Raw genomic sequence first — 16,971 nt, 5'->3', positions numbered from 1 at the left:
CCACTCCCAACTGGACCTGCACACCACCCGTCCCTAGACTGGTTTTACGCAGTTCTTGCCTCTCACCTGAAAAGGAATCAGCCCCATGGATAAGAGTATTGCCGGCAGCCAAGAATGGGAAAGCCCAGCACCGGTTCACAACGCTAAGGGCCTGCATAAGCGAGACCTGAAACTGGGTTGGGATAGAATCCTGGGCGAACTTGAACAAGCGGGGAATTGGGAGGCATTGGCCGATCGGTACGGGCGTGCAGGCGGATTCGTTGACGCCTTGTATTGGGCTGACCAGATTGACCAAGAAAACGCGGATGTTTTGAAGGCGGCGCGAGATAAAGCTCACAAGCTGGCCACCGAGCGCCTGAGTGGCGGCTCACAATGAGTGCGCGTGACCGTAACGCAACCAGATACCTACTGGACGATAGCTTGAATGCCTGGTCCACCAAATGGGTGCTAGACGCAAATATGTTGCTGTGCGCCGGCTGTGCTGTTGGGCAGTGCATTCGGGACGCAGACCAACCGTTCATCCACCGAGACAGCTGCCGCTGGGCCAGCAACTCTACCATCTACCCCTGGCGCGAGCTGGCCGAGTTACTGCGTGAACTGCCAACGATGCAGACATAAGCGCAGGGTTTTCATTGAACGGAGTTCATCTGCCAGACTTGATCCATATCCAACTGGCCCACCACCTGGCGTGCATACTGAAGGCCAAAGATTTGTATGGCGTGGAGCTAGCCCAAATACGTGCGAAGAGATTTGTGGATGGCGTTGAGGTCGAGTGCGCTGTAGTCGAGGCACTGTTTATGGCGGTCGACCTGGCCGCTGACAAACGCCGCAAGGCACCTACATCATTATTGAGGAGGCGATCCAGTCATCCCAGCGGCCAACACACCATCCTGAATTGAACATGCCAATGGAGCTTGGCGTTTGGTCGTAGAATCTATAACGCTAAGACCAGGAAAAAGCATGCTGTAATCAAGAGTCCGCTTCAGAATAATGCCCACCATAATAAATGCTATCTCCAGTTGTTCCGTGGAGTTTAAAGGTTAAGTTCTCAACCATCTTGCGAAGCCTAGAGTTCTCATTTTTTAATTTTTCATTTTCTTGAGATTTTTCTTTTGCTTCTAGTATTGCTTTGCGCAAAATCTCTCTTATCTCGAAATGCCTTTTCCCGCCCTCTATAAAGTCTTGGCTTTGCTGGAGTGCTGCCAGTCTCGATATCAGCTCGGAGTTTTTGTCGCGAGCTATTTTTAAATAATTCTCTAGTGCTTTAATTGTGGTTCTTTCAGAGGGGCTTTCTTTTTCTTTTTTTTCTTCTTTTCGTTTTTTTGATTTTTCCCGCTTCGAGAGTAATTCAACTTTTACTCTGGCACGGTTTACTTGAGTCGAGGTTACTAGTTCTTTAGGAGAAGAGCGCTTAGGGATTGATAGCGTCCTGGACTGAGGAGCTAAAGCACCCAACTCAGCCTCTGTTCTATTTTCGGGTGCTGGGTCTGTTGGGGTTTTTATAGCTGATGATTTGCTCTTTCCGTTTTCTAAAGCGGATCGAAGTGTTTCACCAAAGACTGAAAAAACCTTGTGGTTTTTTGACGGAGTAGGTTCACTCATGTAATTCCTCTCATCCTTGACTGTCTCATCAACCTAGATATGTCTTGCATCATCAGTTAAGTGATAGCACTTTGACTGATGTTGCTGACAGAAGCAATAAGGTCGTTTGGAGGACGAATGGCTTTAGATCAACCTGGAGCGAGGGTTGTTGCTGAGGACAAAATTCTCTTTATCAAAAAAATCTTCGAAGACAATCACCCGCAGCTTTCATTGCGGATTGAGCTTTCTACCAAAGAACGTGACTGTTTTCCGGTTCGCAGAATGAGGCCGCTGAGGTTTTTTCGGTCGTTGAACTGGAGCGGTGTGGTTTGATTATTTTCAGCGCCAACAACAAGCCCGGCAGATGCCGGGCTTAGTGACGGAGCTTACTTGACTAGGCGCAGGTGTCTTGCAGCTTCGGGGTGGATCTGTGGTGGACTCGAAAGGGCTATCGACTCTAATCCAGCTAATTCTTTGAGAAATGCAGGTTTTATGTGTAAGGCTTTAGCTATCTCCAAGGCGTTGATTCCTTTTTTTTCCGCCAAGATGAATAGCGACCGCGCGAGCATTTCAGGTGGCTCTTGTGCTACCAAGTGATCCTCTCGCTCCCCATTGGTCTCGCCATATTTTCTCAGGGTGATCACCCCGGTTTTGTACTGACTCTCGGTGATTAGATCAAGCTGCTTTGCCCTAAATAAGATGCCGGCCTTGCTCACTTTCCAAGTGAGTTTGAATTCTTTTATGCCCTTCCAATCAAGCCGTGTCCCAGTTGGCCGAGGAAAAAGCTTTGCCATCATCGACCGGGGTAAAAGCAGGGCACTTGCGAATCTGTTGGCCTGGTTCTCGGTAACCCTATCGCCCGTTACCACCCCTTCGTGCATCACCAGATGACCTAGCTCATGAGCGATGTCAAAGCGCTGCCGGCATGCGCTTTCTTTAGCAGTGTTACGAACAATAAATGGCCGTTCAACTGATACAGAAAGAGCATCGATTTCCTTGGAAACGCCCTGGAACGTAGTAACGACCGCTCCTAAGTTTTCCACGAGCCTGGTCATGTTCGCTATAGGGCCTAAACCTAAGTCCCACTCTTTTCGACAATATTCTGCGGCTCGCTCAACTTCATCGAAGGTGTGCGAGTTTGGCAGGCTAGGAATACTCACTTGAGGGAGACGCAGCTCTTGATCAAGAAATTTGATCAAAGAGTCAATCATCTCGCCTCTAGCTATTGCTACCTGCTTGATAGTGCTCTTGGTTGTCATCAGTTTTCTGAAGTGAAACTGATCCTCATTCAGTCTGTGTGGTCGGGATCCGAAAAAACCAATTTCCACGTCCAAAGCTTCCGCAAGGTCGCCCATCAGTTGTTCTGTAGGCGTTCCTTGACCTGTTTCAAGCTTGTGTAGGTATTGGCGTGTTTTGCCTACCCTTTCTGCTACCTCTTCAAGAGCTAGCCCGCTAAAAACGCGGGCTAGTCTGAGAGATGCTCCGTCGAAAACGGCATTCATCTATATCACTCGGTTTGAGCTTTATCGCTCTTATCAATGGAATCTTCGCGGACACCAACCTCAGCTGGCCGCAGCTCTTTAGAAGCTGGAGTGTCGCTGTCCACAGTATGCAGTACAGGACCAGATGCTCCATATGCCCACTGAGACACTTTTTCCTGGAAAGCGTTGTATCCAATGAAGAAAACTCGATCCTCGTCTTCCTCCGTCATCGCCTTTTCGACTACAAAGCGCCACATAACAGGGGCATTTTCATCGATCGAGAACAGGTCGTCAGCACCATTACGCTTGAAAAAACCAGGTTTTTCGGGACTTTCTGGATCATCTCGGAAAAAGCGGCACGGTACGTTACCGATCCTGAACGTTACGTCCATGCCCGCATTAGCGAGGCTAAGCCATTGGTACTTGCCGCTAGTGCATAGCTGGATGAGAAGGTTTCGAGAGCGACCAAATACAGCAGTTTCTTGCGTGTACGAGTCATCCAAAGGGGATGCCATTTCTTGAAGAGTACTGTAGCGAATGTCGAGTAGAGGTTCGGCAATTTTTGCCAGGCGCTCATCGGACAGTTCTGAGTAGAACGAGGAGGGGTGTTTAAAGGTCATAACGATTCCTGGCAAAAACCGGTTTTTGTCAACCAAAGAATCGGGCAAAAAATGGGTTCTGTCAACCAAGATCGAATGCAATCTTGAAGCAACCGCCTTTTTTTGAAATCCACCCACAACTCACATCTTTATACGGTGCGCACTGCTTCATTGCTGAATGATGGTTGCAATGGCACACCCATCAGTGAGCCGAGTTCCCTGAGTGAAGCCCTGGAGGACCAGAGCCGTGAGCTGCAGAGGAGCTAGCAAGGAGCGGCGAGTATAAACATTCGAACTATCATCGCCGCCCTTCCCCCTTTAGCCCTGTCTCGACATGACTGCCGTGTTTTTAAGCCTGCCGATTACCTAGGCTATTACCAGCGCTCGTGGGTGTTCCATTCCTTACGACCAAGGCCAGGAGCCATCCGGGGTGTGAAAGTCTAGATTTATTTTTGGAACCCACCTAATGGCCCAGCAAAACCAGCCGATCTTATTACTAACGGGGTCCAAACCTCAGTAATTCAGAGGGCAGCTATAGCCCCGTTTTTGGCTTCTTTCTTCGCTCATTGAGCTCATTGATAAGCAACCCACTGCCGCCTTCAATAACTCTTAGAAGCAGAAAGAAAATGGTCGAACCCGAACGGATCGTCTCCCTTTCACGGGAAGTGGAGTCTCTGGCGAATCGTGGTGTCAGTGATATACATGCGATCACTCGCCAAACTCGATTGCTGGCAATCAATGCACTCATTGAAGCCGCGCATGCAGGCAAGGCCGGGATGGGGTTCTCGGTTGTGGCCGAAGAAGTCAAAAACATCTCCGAACGTATTTCGAAAATTGCCAGCGGGCTCACCGAGGACTTGCAGGTTTCGGTCAATGAACTGACGGCACTCGGTCGTGGTATGTGCTTTGACGTGCGGGGACAGCGATTGGCTGATCTGTCGCTTAACATGATCGAGATCATCGATCGAAACCTTTACGAGCGCACATGCGACGTGCGCTGGTGGGCAACTGATGCATCCCTGGTAGACGCGCTGACGAGTCAATCCCCGGAAGATTGCGCCCACGCCAGCGAGCGTCTTGGGATCATTCTCGACAGTTATACCGTGTACCTGGACATCTGGGTCGCTGACAACAGTGGGCGAATCTTGGCATCGGGCAGACCGGGAACCTTTGGCAGAGTGATCGGAGCCAATGTTGCAAAGGAGTCTTGGTTCAAGAAAGCAATGCAGCACGCTTCAGGTGATCAGTATTTTGCTGGAGAAGTAACGGCCGAACCGCTTTTGAACGACTCACAAACCTGCACATTCAGTGCGGCTGTGCGCAGCAAAGCAGGTAAACAGACCCCAGTGATTGGCGTTATCGGAATTTTTTTCGACTGGAAAAATCAAGCTGACTCCGTGCTCAACGGCGTGCGCTTGAGCGAGGATGAACGCTCGCGAAGTCGATTGATGATCATCGATGACAATCACAGGATAATTGCCAGCTCTGATACACAGAATCAGCTGGGCGAACGCATTGAGTTGCAGACTAAAGCTTCCCAATCGAGCGGTTACAGCGTCCTGAGTAAAAACCTCATTCAGGGTTACTCGATAACGCCTGGGTTTGAAACCTATTCTGGTATGGGGTGGCTAGGCGTCATCGAGCAGCACTTACCCACAATTGACGCTTAACCCCCTCTGCACCGTATAGCATTGGAGCCATATCGAAAACGTTGGCCGAGTAGCGGTCGCTGGCTTAGCAGTACTCTGCGGACATTAGAAAATTGGCACGACTGATTGCGTACAACGCAGACCCTTTCTCATTAAGGCTTCAGTATCAGGTTCAATGGGACGCCGCGTGTATCCCCTAGTGTATCCCTGCCACCAGGATAAAATATTAAATACATTAAAATCATATAGTTATAAATCCAGTTCAAGTGACTGTGTACCACCAAGTACCGATCCATAGATGTCTACAGCAGTCTATGAATCACCTCAAGAAGCCCGCCTCGTGCGGGCTTTCTTGTTTCTGGCTGTTCACCTCTGTCTATCCCTATCCTTCCCCTCCGTGTATGCCCCCATGCATGCTTCAATAAAAATTGAACTGGAGGCAACGCACAGATATCAAGCGACGCCCTCTCGCTGACACGACACTTTCCAGCCTGGAGCCTGAGGCCGGGGCATACCGCGAACTAGAGCATGCATCTAGATCAAACCTGAAATTTATCGGCAGGTACCGGTGATGGGAAATACGACCCTAAGCACGTATATTTTTCGAGCGGTGTAACACGAAGCCCAACACTTCCCGGTGCTCATTAATGAGGTGTCAAGGAAGGAAGATGAGGGGTCTTAACGCGGGCCTTAGGCTACTCTCCAACCGCCATATCAGGCTCCATTCTAAGTGTTCCCGTGGGCAGCAAGGCGCGTGTTGATCGGCGATTCAGCCAATCCACTGTGGTCATGCCCAAAACACGATGAAAGTCACGGAGCAACTAAGCGACTGGCGCTCACATCAAGGTCACACCACCGCAGTTGCAATCTTTCTGGAACGCCACGCAAACGCCAACACCATCAGCAGCCCTAGCCCCGCCACCGCCGCTCCGGCCAGGGAAATCGCCGGATAACCTAGCCCGGCATTGATCACCGCGCCGCCCAGCGCCGCACCAATCGCATTGCCGAAGTTAAACGCACCGATGTTCACCGCCGAGGCCAGATTGGGCGCCTCCTTGGCAGCTTCCATGACGCGCATCTGCAGCGGCGGCACCAGGGCGAAACTGGCAATACCCCATATCAGGATGGCAACGGCTGCCGGCAGCGGCCAACGCATCAGTACCGTAAACGCCAGCAACACGAGAATCAGCACGCTCAGCGAAACGATCAGGGTGCGATCTATCGAGCGATCAGCGGCCTTGCCGCCCCACATGTTGCCCAGGGTCAACCCCACACCGAACAGTACCAGCATGGCGGTGATGTAGGCAGTGGACGCACGGGTCTCGCTGCTGAGGATCGGCGCGATGTAGGTGAAGACGGTAAACATTGCGCCCGAACCGACTACCGTGAGGGCCAACGCGCCCAGCACCGGGCCACGGCCCAGTACCCGAATTTCGGCCATTACACCAACGCTTGGCGGCGCCTTCAGGTTGGGCAGGGCGAACCACAACGCGGCCATAGCCACCACACCGAGGCCGGTAATACCCCTGAATGCTGTGCGCCAGCCGAACAGTTCGCCAAACCAGGCGGCCAGCGGCACACCGCCGATGGTTGCCAGGGTGAGGCCCATAAACATTGCCGCGACCGCCCCGGCACGCTTCTCAGGGGCGACCACGCTGGCGGCAACGATAGAGCCAACGCCAAAGAACGCACCGTGGTTCAGTGAGGTCACCACCCTGGCGATCATGAGGCTGTAGTAATCGGTCGCCAGGGCTGACATCAGATTACCCAGCGTGAAAATCGCCATGAGTCCGATCAGCAGATAGCGCCGGGGAATCCTGCCGGTGGTCAGGGTCATCAGTGGCGCGCCGAGCAGTACACCCAGGGCGTAAGCACTAACTAACAGGCCCGCGGCGGGAATGGAAACGCCGAGATCCTCAGCGATGCCCGGCAACATGCCCATTGGGGCGAACTCGGTAACACCGATGCCAAAGGCACCTATGGCGAGTGCGACAAGTGGTGGATTGATACGCATGGAAGGCTCCTTATCTATGCCGCCAATGCTACGATCCAGCGTTTTAAGGCGGTAGATAGCATTTCTGGCAATCACCTATGCGTAAGGAGCACAAATGGACTTCAACGGTAGATCCGGTGACATGCTCGTGTTCGCCACCGTGGCGCAGGAAGGCAGCCTATCGGCGGCCGCGCGTGCATTAGGGCTTACACCCTCGGCGGTCAGCCGGATCATCGCGCGTACCGAACAGCGCCTTGGCACCCGGCTGCTGTTGCGCACCACCCGAGCGATCAGCTTCACTGCCGAGGGCGAGGCTTTCCTGCGCGGCGCCCGGCGTATCCTGGCCGATATGGCCGAGGTGGAAGAAGCCATCGCCGACCAGGGCGTACCCAGGGGCCGATTGCGGGTCAGTGCCGCCCTTGGCCACGGGCGGCTGGCCATCGTTCCCTTGGTGGCGGCATTCAGCGCCCGCCATCCGAACATCTTGGTCGACCTTACCCTCGGCGACGAAGTGGTCGACATTCTCGGCGGCCAGGCCGATGTGGCGGTACGTTTTGGCCATCTGCCCGACAGCCCGCTGACCGCGCGCAGGATCGGCGACACCGGCCAGGTAGTGGTGGCCTCGCCCGAATACCTGCAACGCCACGGCATCCCTCGCGAACCGGAAGACCTGCTACGGCATAACTGCCTGCGCTTCAACTTCCGGCGTGCCGAACCCAACTGGCCGTTCACCCGCGACGGAATAGAGTTTTCCCTGAAGGTCAGTGGCAACATCGAATGCAGCAGTGGTGAAGCGCTGGCACAACTCGCGCGAGTAGGTGCCGGCATTGCGCGTATCGGCGAGTTCAGCGTGAGCGAAGATCTACAGCGCGGCGACCTGATACCGCTGCTGGAAGCCTGGAACCCTGGCGACCAAGAGCCGATTCATGCGGTGTTTGTAGGTGGATCGGCGATGCCAGCGCGGGTGCGGCTGTTCGTGGACTTCCTACTGGAAAATCACCGGATGTAAGCGGCAGCGTCACCTGATCCTTCCGGCTACTCGCGATACTGTCCGCATCGGGTAGGTGACTTCGCCGGGCGCTTACTTGCTGAACACTTGGCTGGAGTGTATGTAGATAGATCCGTCTAAACACTCCCCATGCGACTTCCCAGGGCGCCTCGCCTCCTCCCCCACACCATCGCTGCGCACTGGTATGCCGAACATTTATACCTGTCCTTTTTAACCAAACGGTTGTCCATTCGAGCCAAGCGCGCTTCATCTCCCCTAGATAATTTTCACTCCATGCCGTGTCCCTACAAACACAAATGACGAGGTGTCTCATGCATCTACGAGAACAGCAGCGACTATCCGATTCATCCTGGTTTTTACAGAGATGGGACATGGCCCCCGAAGAGTTTGCCACTTATCTATTACAACTCGGGACCTTGGTGCTGCAACGCCGATGGAATGGTACCAATCGTAAAACACCAACCTCCACGGGGATCTAGAACAGCGACCGTCCGTTTGAGACAGAAATAAAAGAGCTCCCAGCCACGGGCAATATCTACTCCCATGGCCGCAAGACCAGTTCCGATGTCGGCATTCTGCGTCTGCTGTAAGCACGGCTTTCTAAGCCGTTGTCCCTCTAGACCAAACGATTGTCCTTGCCAGCAAAGCGTGCACTCGACAGCAGATCTAATTTGGATCCGTCGCAAGCTCTCGCGCCCCTTATCAACCGCGTGGAACGCGACATTCAGCGAATAAGATCGTCCCCAGCCGAAACGGAGAAACCGCATCATGACCGACCAGCAACCCTCCATGGAACAACAGCCCTCCCTCTATACGCGTCTTGGGGGTTACGACGTTATTTATCAGTTCGCAGGTGCAGTTTTGCGGAAGACCATGGGGCATCCCGCTATCGGCCACATCTGGGCCCACATGTCCGAATCAACATTCCAGAAGGAGCACATCAATTTTGTCGACTTCCTTTCTGAACACTGGGGTGGCAGCGCCAAATACAGAGGTAGGGACATGGTCACCGCGCATCGCGGAATGGGTCTTACCGAGGTGCACTGGCAAGCTGTGCTCGATTGTCTTGAGGAATGCTATAACGACTACGATCTGGCACCGGAGCTGCGCAAAGAGGTCAATGACTTTCTGGTCAAGTTCAAACCAGCCGTGATTGGGAGCCCCTCCTACCGCGACGTTGTACTCGCACACCCCGAAATGGACCCCGCCAAAGGAATGAAAAGCGTTGGGGTAATTTGGCCGAAACGAGGGAAGTAACCTGCAAAAAAGCTGTCGGCAGAGAACACTTCTTGAAGATCATTATCAACCTGCCAAGACTGTCAGGAATCTTAATGAGCAAATTCAGGAACACGCTTGCCGTCCTGGCCATGGCCCGCAGGGAGCGACCGGAGCAATTGCAATGACGACTCGAGGATCAACTTCAATGGTTGGCGGCCGATGTCACAAAACACCAGGACCTCGACGCGCGGGCTTCATGTGCAGCATCGCTCGGCCCACTTGATTATCTGGCGCCGGATACTGGTATTGCTGCACTCGTCGAGGACCTGAATATTGAAGCCTTCAAGGTGCAGTGGCAGGTCAATGGTGTTGGTGCACTGAACACGCTTCCCACTCTGAGTCAGAAACAGATAGACGTTCCTTCTCAAGCAGGTAGCTGTCCTGCTCAAACAAGTAGTTGTCCTGTTCGACCAAGCAACAGCGTGGCCCCCCAATTATTTTAATTGCTCAGCACAATGACAGCGCCGCATTCGAGGCTTCTGTCGATTGGCGAACGCTGTAAGCCTGCTCCACCGCCGGCTCAAAAACGTTGTGCGTCGAACGTTGCTCTTCATCCGTATAAGCAGATCAGGAGACAACCGATGAGTGTACCGATATCCCTGGGACCGCTTTCGACGCATGGCGAACGGTTCTCCATCGGCAAGTAATACAGGGAGCGATTTCATCAACTTCAGAGGGGGCAAAGACATGAGCCATACGCACGAACATCATCATGATCACGACCACACTGAGCCACCGGAGGCCATAGCGCTACGCGTCAAAGCGCTCGAGTCCCTGCTGACGGAAAAGGGGCTGGTCGATCCCGTAGCCATGGATGCTTTGGTGGACACCTACCAACACAAGGTCGGCCCGAGAAACGGCGCCCAGGTGATAGCGAAAGCCTGGTTCGACCCCCTGTACAAACACAGGCTGCTGGAAGATGGCACCGCAGCCATCGCCGAGCTGGGCTTTTCTGGTGTTCAGGGTGAAGACATGGTGGTAGTGGAGAACAGCCAGACCGTGCACAACGTGACGGTATGCACACTGTGCTCCTGCTACCCGTGGCCGACCCTGGGCCTGCCACCGGTCTGGTACAAGTCCGCACCTTATCGCTCGAGGATAGTCATTGACCCGCGCGGCGTGCTGGCGGAGTTCGGTCTGACGATCCCTGATGACAAGGAAGTTCGCGTCTGGGACAGCAGCGCTGAGCTGCGCTATCTGGTATTGCCGGAACGTCCGGCGGGTACTGATGGCTGGAACGAGGAACAACTGGTCGAACTCGTGACTCGCGACGCCATGATCGGCACCGGACTGCCTAAGAAACCAGATCAAGTAGCCTGAACCTGAGAAGGAGAAAACCCATGAATGGTATACACGACCTGGGCGGCATGCATGGCTTCGGCCCAGTGCTCACGGAAGAGCACGAACCCATCTTCCATCATGATTGGGAGCGCAGAGTTTTTCCGCTCTTCGCCTCGCTCTTCGTCGGCGGGTACTTCAACGTTGACGAATTCCGCCACGCCATCGAACGCATGAAGCCGGCCGAATACCTGCAGTCGAGCTACTACGAGCACTGGCTGCACGCCTTCGAGACCCTGCTGACAGAAAAGGGTGTCATCAGCGCCGCCGAACTGCTGGGTACGGCCAAACCAACCCCACCGACACAGCCCGTCACGGTTTTAACTCCGGACATCGTCGACGCCGTAGTGCTCGGCGGCGCCTCGTCGCGGGCAAAAGAAGATGTCCCCGGCCAATTCCGAGTCGGTGACCGGGTGCGAACGAAGTGCCTCAACCCAACCAATCACACCCGGCTGCCACGCTACGCGCGCGGTAAGGTCGGCACCATCGTGATTGCACATGGCGCGTTCGCTACCCCGGACACGATGGCCCATGGTTTGGGCGAACAGCCGCAGCAGGTCTATGCCGTACGCTTCAGTGCCGAAGAGCTGTGGGGAGTACGGCGACCCGACAGTGTGTGCATCGACCTATGGGACAACTACCTGGAGGCCGTATGAACACGAGCATGCACCACGACTACAAGGCCGTCGGCCTCCCTCTCGACGATGAAGGCCCGGTGTTCGACAAGCCTTGGCAGGCTCAGGCTTTTTCCCTGCTGGTGCACTTGCACCAAGCCGGCGTGTTCCCCTGGAAGGACTGGGTGCAGGTATTCAGCGAAGAGATCAAGGCTGCCCCGGCGCAACCCGGAGAAAGCGTCAATGACGCCTATTACCGGCAATGGATCACGGCCATGGAAAGAATGGTCACCACCCTCGGCCTGACCGGGATGGAGGACATCGTCCAGCGGGGCGAGGAATGGAGGCAGGCCTACCTGAATACTCCCCATGGACAACCGGTGGTTTTGCTCAATGCAAGTTGTCCGCCGGCCCACGGGCACACCTCTGAGCATCTGCCGCATCGCAAGCCCGTGGCAATCAGCCGAGCCTCTAACTGAGGGCAGAGCAGTTTTTTGTTGTCCTTTTTTACCTAGCAAGCCGCAGAGGCGGCCAAGGAGTCATCGTCATGCATATCGAACCTGGCCTCGTGGAAGCCGGAAAACTCTGGCTGAGCTATGTTACCGCCGCAAGCGTCGGCACCTACACCGTCAAACTCGTTGCGGACGCCATTGGTGAACGAGGTGCCGTCTCGCTGGTAGTTCGCGCCGCCGCCGCCACGGCGCTGGTGTTTGGCTTCTTTGAACTGCTACCCCATCATCCGGTTGGCGTCTCGGAGGTGCATCTCATACTCGGCTCGACGCTGTTCCTGTTGTTCGGTGCAGCACCTGCAGCAGTAGGTCTCGCTTTGGGGCTGTTAATCCAGGGTATGTTCTTCGCCCCATTCGACCTGCCGCAGTACGGCATGAACGTCACCACCCTTTTGGTACCGCTGTTAGCAGTTGCTGCCCTGGCGCGGCGTATCATCGCGCCAAACACGCCCTATGTTGATCTGAGCTATCGCCAGGCACTGGGCCTGTCGACGGCCTTCCAGTCAGGCATCGTCGCCTGGGTTGCCTTCTGGGCCTTCTACGGGAAGGGCTTCACGGCAGAGAACGCACTGTCAGTCCTGACCTTCGGCAGTGCCTACATGACCGTCGTCATCCTCGAACCGCTGTTGGACCTGGCCGTGCTGGCCGGAGCGAAGGCAACGCATCACCTGCGCAATAGCAGGCTGGTCGAGCGTCGTCTGTACCAGGCCGCCTGAGTCGACAGACGCCAGTCCAGGTCAGACTTTCCCCGGGCATTCGAAGACCGCAATGCTCGGGGCATCAAAGAAGATTCTGGACCGATCCACAACTGTCCGTTCCTGGTTTGGCTTCACCTTCTACGCTGGCTGCGAGTCCGCGTGGGGAGATCCCGAACCGCTGCTTGAACAACCGGGAGAAATGCGAAGCATCGTTAAAGCCCCAGCGCAGCGCTACGGCGAGTACGCCAGGATGGCCGGAACTGCAGAGATCGCGAGCGCTGTGCCGCAAGCGCAGCTCCCGAATCAGGCCACTGACAGAAAATGGCTCCTCCTCGAACAGGCCATAGAGTGTCCGGCGCGAGACTTTGAATCGCGCCGCAAGCAGGTCCGGCCCGAGCCCGGGTTCAGATAAATGATCGGCTATATAAGTTTCGACCGCCTGGCGGAAGGCTGTCCGCACCGGTACCCGGTCCTGCTCCTGCGCCTCCAGCGTGGCGCCCAGCGCGATGGCGATGACGCCATTGAGCGCGGCGCTGAGCCCATGCTGCGCCTGTATGCCGACGCTGGCGTCCATCTGTTCAAGCGAACGGGCGAAGCGAGCCGCGACCAATCCAAGTCCCGCTTGTCCACTGACGCAGCGCGCTGTCGCCTGGCGCGGTGCCGCGAGCCTGGACACCAGTTGCTCCCTGGGTATACGGAATGACAGCACGCGCCAATCTTCCCTGAAATCGAGAAAGTAGGGACGCGTGGAGTCCACGACGGAGAAGTCACCGGGCAACACCAGTGTCTCCTGCCCATCCTGACGCACCACGCATGACCCTTCCAACTGGAAGTTCGCGAAGCAGAACTCGACCGGGTTGCGGCGGATTTCATCCCAGCGTCGTTGGACAAACTGCGCACGGGAAAACACGCGGGTCTGCGCGCTCATGGAGAGGGGCCGGGAGCTCACCTCACCCGTGAAGTCCGATCCTGCATGCTCTTGCTTGAGGATGGGATTGAGCGAGACGAAGGCTTCGCAGAGGACCTCACGCCAGTAGCTGAATCTTTCGCGCTGCACGCACGCTTCGGTAGTCCAGATTTGCATCCTGCGGTCACCCCTCAGTGGCGCAAAAGACAATCATCACGAGCGCAAGCCAGCAACTAATTTCTGAGCCAATGTCACGGTATGGCAGGCCGCTCAGACGTGTCATGTGTTCCTCCTGTTGCACAGATCGTCAACTGGTCTTGCACGCAAAGGCAAGTCGCCGGTTGATGGGCTGCAGGCACCCTGGCACGGCATTTTCGTTTGCTCCTGCGCTGTGCACGGCGGGAATGCGAATGTGTCATGTCGGTGCAGTTTTTCGCCGGATAATCAGGCGCACGACTGACCCCATGTGACCTGCGGCAGAAAGACGCAAAGTCCGCGCCAGAACCAAGGGGGCATTCACCCGCTACAGGCTCTTTCTGCAGAAGGCACAACCTCAGTCGGGAAAGCCCTGCGCCCTTGCGCAAATCGTCAACTGGGGTTGCACGCTCCAGCGAGACCGAGGCAGTCCGGCTGCCTACGATGGGTTGTCCGTTACCTAACCCACCGCAAGAAAGGTCGCTTCCCATGGCTATCGATTTCCAGCTCACCGAATCACAGAAGGCTTTACAGGCAAGCGCGCGAACCTTCGCCGCCGAAGTCCTCAGCAAGGTCGCCTCCACCATCGCCCCAATCGCGCGACCGGAAGACCGGTTCTACGCCACGCGGCCGTTCTACGATGCAATGGTCGACGCCGGCTTCATCAAGGCGTTGCTGCCAGCCTCGTTCGGCGGCAGCGCCCTGACCACGCTGGATTTTGCGTTGGCTGCCGAAGAACTCGCCGCCGCCGACGTCAACTTGCCTTCGGCCTTACTGGGCACCGGCCTGGGTTTGCACGCGGTGCTGCACCACGGCACCGAGGAGCAGAAACGCCGCTTCCTGCCGGACTTCGTCGAAGATGGCTCGCGCCTGGCCGCCCTGGCCTTCACTGAGGTCACCGGAGGCGCGAACTACGACAGCCCTGACCCCTCCGCCGGCGTACAGACATTCGCCCGCCTCGAAGGCGACGAATGGGTCATCAACGGCGCAAAGCACTACACCACCAACGGTACCGGTTGGGACGGCAAGGGCGCGCACCTGTACAGCGTCATATGCCGCACCGATGCGGCCCTGCCGCCACAGCAATCGCTGGCAGTCATCATGGTGCCCGGCAGCGCTCAGGGCATCGAGATCGCGGGCTTTCTCGATACCGTCGGCCATCGCGCGACGATCTCGCCGCGCATCCATTTCAACAATGTGCGCGTGCCGGCGGCCAATATTGTGGGCAAGCCGGGCGATGGCATTGCCATGGTGGAAGATGCCTTCTCCTGGACTGCGGCTCTTATCGGCGCGGCCTGCGTAGGTGTGATGCGCGCGGCCTTCGACGTCGCGTTGAAGTTTGCCCGCACCGACAAACGCTCCGGCACGGTGCCTGTGATTGAGCACCAGAACGTTGGCTTCATGATGGCCGACATCAAGATGCGCATCGAGGCTGCGCGCTACCTGACCTGGAAAGCCTGTCACCAGCTCGATATCACCCAGGGACGCAGCCGCGAACTGGCCATCATCACCAAGGTGCACTGTTCGGAACTGTGCGTTCAGGCTGTCTACGATGCCATGCGCGTTGTCGGTGTCGATGCCTACACCGACCTCTACCCGTTGGCCGGCCTGATGCAGGACGCGCTGTGTTTTCCCCTGTACGACGGCGGCAACATGGGGGTCCGCCGCCGGCAACTCCATGCCCTGCTGCGCTCGCCGGCCTACGACGCCATGGCCTGCGCAGAGGCACGCAGTTGAAGCGGCCCCCGTGCCACGAGGCGTAAGCGCCGAGCAGCTGTCCTTCCCAGCACAACGAATGACCGCCCCAACAAAGCGACTTGGGGCGCTCCCCCCCTATCTTTGTCATGCGCACTACCGCGTTGTCCTGTGTCGCCGCATTTCGCCGACCGATCAATGACAGATGACTACTCGAGAGAGGACTTCCGTAATGACCCAAGCATTCTCCAGCGTCGCCCGCAGGACCGGCCACGTGTCAAAGGCCGGTACCCACTCGCCCCTGAGCTGCATGAACAAGGTATTGGCCTTGGCCTGTCTACCGATGGTCACGATGGTACCGATGACCGCCCGGGCCATCGATGTGGACATCGGTGATTTCGTCCCGGCGCCGGAGGGTACGACAGCGGGGTTGCTGTACCTGCAGCATGCCAAGCGCGACAAACTCTATGCTCAGGGACGGCAGACGGCGCGGGATCCTCGGCTGGTCTCGGATGTCGGTATCGGGAGGCTGGTGCACTACACCACGATTGGCGGGCTGACGGTAGGCCCCCAGATCCTGGTACCGTTTGGCCGGCTGGATGCCGGGCGCGACACGAGTGCACTGGGCAAGACCAGCGGGGTAGGTGACGTCATCCTGGCCGCACCAGTCTGGTTGATCAACGACTCAGCGTCTCGCACCTATCTAGCCATAGCGCCCTATCTTTACCTTCCAACGGGTAGCTATAGCCACGACCGCCCGCTCAATCTGGGTGAAAACCGCTGGAAGTTTGATTTACAGGTAGGTTTCGTCAAAGGGCTGACCGACAATTGGTATGTCGATTTGACCGGCGACGTCATGTTCCACGGCAAGAACGACAACTATGGCGCTGCCGGCGACACGCTCAAGCAGAAACAGCTCTACCAGGGGCAGGGATATTTGCGTTACCAGTTCACGCCCGGAGCCAACGCTTTCGTCGGCCTGTCGCAGACCTGGGGCGGTGAGACCCGGGTCAATGGCGTTGACAGCAACGACGAAGCCCGGCAACGAAAAATCAGCGTGGGTGGCAGTTACTTCATCCGCCCGAAGACGCAACTGCTGGTAGCCCTTGGGCGCGACCTTGAGGTGGAAAATGGCTTCAAGGAAAGCGCCCGCATCAACGTTCGACTGTTGCAGGTGTTCTGAGTAGGAAGACAACATGTTTGTCTAGCCCCGAGCCAACAATCGATCGAGCAGACATTGAGCACCGAGCTGCCGCGCACCACTGTCGGCATGCACCGGTGCACTGTCTCATCTTCGCGCCACCGACTCGACGGTCACTCACTGGAAAAATCAAGCCGATTGCGCTCTTAAAGGAGTTCGCATCAGCGAAGACGAAGAAGAACGCCTGGCGTTAAAACATATCCGGGCATGGGGTAGCCAGGCGT

Annotated in this window: 15 protein-coding genes; 10 read left to right on the top strand and 5 right to left on the bottom strand. The window is 56.2% G+C overall.

Annotation, left to right across the window (positions count from 1 at the left end):
• Window positions 1–85 precede the first annotated feature (85 nt).
• Entirely contained in the window at window positions 86–376 is a 291-nt protein-coding gene (locus FBY10_RS00265; RefSeq protein WP_145335578.1) for a hypothetical protein, read from the top strand.
• A 593-nt stretch (window positions 377–969) separates the two neighbouring features.
• Here FBY10_RS00265 and FBY10_RS00260 read toward each other — a convergent pair.
• From FBY10_RS00260 to FBY10_RS00250, 3 genes are all read right to left on the bottom strand, one after another.
• Window positions 970–1,602 carry a hypothetical protein gene (locus FBY10_RS00260; RefSeq protein ID WP_145335580.1) on the bottom strand — a complete coding sequence of 211 codons (633 nt, stop codon included), beginning with the start codon at window positions 1,600–1,602 and terminating at the stop codon, window positions 970–972.
• Window positions 1,603–1,967: 365 nt separating this feature from the next.
• Complete coding sequence (locus FBY10_RS00255) at window positions 1,968–3,083, bottom strand: ImmA/IrrE family metallo-endopeptidase (protein ID WP_145335582.1); 1,116 nt, start codon at window positions 3,081–3,083, stop codon at window positions 1,968–1,970.
• A gap of 5 nt (window positions 3,084–3,088) precedes the next feature.
• Window positions 3,089–3,682, bottom strand: a complete 594-nt coding sequence (locus FBY10_RS00250) for a hypothetical protein (RefSeq protein WP_145335584.1) — start codon at window positions 3,680–3,682, stop codon at window positions 3,089–3,091.
• Window positions 3,683–4,287: 605 nt separating this feature from the next.
• Between FBY10_RS00250 and FBY10_RS00245 the strand changes: the two genes are divergently transcribed.
• Entirely contained in the window at window positions 4,288–5,331 is a 1,044-nt protein-coding gene (locus FBY10_RS00245; protein ID WP_145335585.1) for a methyl-accepting chemotaxis protein, read from the top strand.
• An 826-nt stretch (window positions 5,332–6,157) separates the two neighbouring features.
• Here the strand turns inward: FBY10_RS00245 and FBY10_RS00240 are convergent.
• Complete coding sequence (locus tag FBY10_RS00240) at window positions 6,158–7,324, bottom strand: MFS transporter (RefSeq protein WP_145335587.1); 1,167 nt, start codon at window positions 7,322–7,324, stop codon at window positions 6,158–6,160.
• 94 nt (window positions 7,325–7,418) lie between these two features.
• On the opposite strand from FBY10_RS00240, the gene FBY10_RS00235 reads away from it, so the two are divergent.
• From FBY10_RS00235 to FBY10_RS00210, 6 genes are all read left to right on the top strand, one after another.
• A complete protein-coding gene (locus tag FBY10_RS00235; protein ID WP_131700424.1) occupies window positions 7,419–8,312 on the top strand; it encodes a LysR family transcriptional regulator in 894 nt (297 codons plus the stop codon).
• A gap of 768 nt (window positions 8,313–9,080) precedes the next feature.
• Window positions 9,081–9,569: a group 1 truncated hemoglobin gene (locus tag FBY10_RS00230; protein WP_145335589.1), complete on the top strand. Its 489-nt coding sequence runs from the start codon at window positions 9,081–9,083 to the stop codon at window positions 9,567–9,569.
• Between the two features lie 708 nt (window positions 9,570–10,277).
• Window positions 10,278–10,910 carry a nitrile hydratase subunit alpha gene (nthA, locus tag FBY10_RS00225; protein WP_131700426.1) on the top strand — a complete coding sequence of 211 codons (633 nt, stop codon included), beginning with the start codon at window positions 10,278–10,280 and terminating at the stop codon, window positions 10,908–10,910.
• Between the two features lie 20 nt (window positions 10,911–10,930).
• A complete protein-coding gene (gene nthB, locus FBY10_RS00220; RefSeq protein ID WP_145335590.1) occupies window positions 10,931–11,584 on the top strand; it encodes a nitrile hydratase subunit beta in 654 nt (217 codons plus the stop codon).
• Window positions 11,581–12,021, top strand: coding sequence for a nitrile hydratase accessory protein (locus FBY10_RS00215; RefSeq protein WP_145335592.1), 441 nt, complete (start codon window positions 11,581–11,583; stop codon window positions 12,019–12,021). Before nthB ends, FBY10_RS00215 begins: the two co-directional genes overlap by 4 nt.
• A gap of 68 nt (window positions 12,022–12,089) precedes the next feature.
• Complete coding sequence (locus tag FBY10_RS00210) at window positions 12,090–12,767, top strand: energy-coupling factor ABC transporter permease (RefSeq protein WP_145335594.1); 678 nt, start codon at window positions 12,090–12,092, stop codon at window positions 12,765–12,767.
• A gap of 64 nt (window positions 12,768–12,831) precedes the next feature.
• Here FBY10_RS00210 and FBY10_RS00205 read toward each other — a convergent pair whose 3' ends face one another.
• Entirely contained in the window at window positions 12,832–13,833 is a 1,002-nt protein-coding gene (locus FBY10_RS00205; protein ID WP_145335596.1) for a helix-turn-helix domain-containing protein, read from the bottom strand.
• Between the two features lie 507 nt (window positions 13,834–14,340).
• Between FBY10_RS00205 and FBY10_RS00200 the strand changes: the two genes are divergently transcribed.
• Entirely contained in the window at window positions 14,341–15,588 is a 1,248-nt protein-coding gene (locus FBY10_RS00200) for an acyl-CoA dehydrogenase family protein (protein ID WP_131700430.1), read from the top strand.
• Window positions 15,589–15,778: 190 nt separating this feature from the next.
• Complete coding sequence (locus FBY10_RS00195) at window positions 15,779–16,729, top strand: transporter (protein ID WP_131700431.1); 951 nt, start codon at window positions 15,779–15,781, stop codon at window positions 16,727–16,729.
• Window positions 16,730–16,971: the final 242 nt, after the last annotated feature.

It is taken from the genome of Pseudomonas sp. SJZ103, assembly GCF_007828335.1.
GTDB lineage: Bacteria > Pseudomonadota > Gammaproteobacteria > Pseudomonadales > Pseudomonadaceae > Aquipseudomonas.
The sequence above is the reverse complement of the archived record's forward strand: the minus strand, read 5'-3'. Positions and strand labels throughout refer to the sequence as shown.

What these genes read in the sequence shown, in the direction of transcription:
- FBY10_RS00265 (WP_145335578.1), top strand. Translation starts at nt 86, where the DNA reads ATGGATAAGAGTATTGCCGGCAGCCAAGAATGGGAAAGCCCAGCACCG.
- FBY10_RS00260 (WP_145335580.1), bottom strand. Translation starts at nt 1,602, where the DNA reads ATGAGTGAACCTACTCCGTCAAAAAACCACAAGGTTTTTTCAGTCTTT.
- FBY10_RS00255 (WP_145335582.1), bottom strand. Translation starts at nt 3,083, where the DNA reads ATGAATGCCGTTTTCGACGGAGCATCTCTCAGACTAGCCCGCGTTTTT.
- FBY10_RS00250 (WP_145335584.1), bottom strand. Translation starts at nt 3,682, where the DNA reads ATGACCTTTAAACACCCCTCCTCGTTCTACTCAGAACTGTCCGATGAG.
- FBY10_RS00245 (WP_145335585.1), top strand. Translation starts at nt 4,288, where the DNA reads ATGGTCGAACCCGAACGGATCGTCTCCCTTTCACGGGAAGTGGAGTCT.
- FBY10_RS00240 (WP_145335587.1), bottom strand. Translation starts at nt 7,324, where the DNA reads ATGCGTATCAATCCACCACTTGTCGCACTCGCCATAGGTGCCTTTGGC.
- FBY10_RS00235 (WP_131700424.1), top strand. Translation starts at nt 7,419, where the DNA reads ATGGACTTCAACGGTAGATCCGGTGACATGCTCGTGTTCGCCACCGTG.
- FBY10_RS00230 (WP_145335589.1), top strand. Translation starts at nt 9,081, where the DNA reads ATGACCGACCAGCAACCCTCCATGGAACAACAGCCCTCCCTCTATACG.
- nthA (WP_131700426.1), top strand. Translation starts at nt 10,278, where the DNA reads ATGAGCCATACGCACGAACATCATCATGATCACGACCACACTGAGCCA.
- nthB (WP_145335590.1), top strand. Translation starts at nt 10,931, where the DNA reads ATGAATGGTATACACGACCTGGGCGGCATGCATGGCTTCGGCCCAGTG.
- FBY10_RS00215 (WP_145335592.1), top strand. Translation starts at nt 11,581, where the DNA reads ATGAACACGAGCATGCACCACGACTACAAGGCCGTCGGCCTCCCTCTC.
- FBY10_RS00210 (WP_145335594.1), top strand. Translation starts at nt 12,090, where the DNA reads ATGCATATCGAACCTGGCCTCGTGGAAGCCGGAAAACTCTGGCTGAGC.
- FBY10_RS00205 (WP_145335596.1), bottom strand. Translation starts at nt 13,833, where the DNA reads ATGCAAATCTGGACTACCGAAGCGTGCGTGCAGCGCGAAAGATTCAGC.
- FBY10_RS00200 (WP_131700430.1), top strand. Translation starts at nt 14,341, where the DNA reads ATGGCTATCGATTTCCAGCTCACCGAATCACAGAAGGCTTTACAGGCA.
- FBY10_RS00195 (WP_131700431.1), top strand. Translation starts at nt 15,779, where the DNA reads ATGACCCAAGCATTCTCCAGCGTCGCCCGCAGGACCGGCCACGTGTCA.